This is a genomic window from Stenotrophomonas sp. GbtcB23 (assembly GCF_019091045.1).
GTDB lineage: Bacteria > Pseudomonadota > Gammaproteobacteria > Xanthomonadales > Xanthomonadaceae > Stenotrophomonas > Stenotrophomonas rhizophila_A.
The window spans coordinates 1-334 of the sequence record NZ_JAGXKC010000279.1 but is presented as its reverse complement, the minus strand read 5'-3'; the positions used below and the strand labels follow the sequence as shown (position 1 = coordinate 334).

Annotated in this window: 1 protein-coding gene; it reads right to left on the bottom strand. The window is 57.5% G+C overall.

Translation table 11 applies throughout. The features are described from left to right. Window positions 1-275, bottom strand: a 275-nt coding sequence (locus tag KVS69_RS19115) for a hypothetical protein (protein WP_217539542.1), incomplete at its 3' end; no start/stop codon positions are given. Window positions 276-334: the final 59 nt, after the last annotated feature.

Here is a 334-nt window from a genome sequence, read left to right as displayed (position 1 = left end):
GCGAGCTGTGAGGTGGTCGCACAGCGGAGATTGAGGGTTCCGTCAGTGATAGCTCGGTAGGAAGATTCGACCATCTCCTTGAGCAGGGTCTTGGATTCCTGCTCGTCCGCCGCAATGAAGTTCTCCAAGCGTTCGGTCGGGGTGCCGTCGTCGTGGACAAGCTCAAACCACTTGAGGGGAGCAATCAGCGCAGTCTTCTCCGTCCCCGAGCGCTTGCTCAGATAGCTGCGGTCGTTGGCCGAAGGCATGACGTCATGCTCCTTCAGCTCGCTCATGAGATTCATGAAGCTGCGGTAAGAAGTGTACGGCGGGTTGATGGACTTGTCGTTCATGG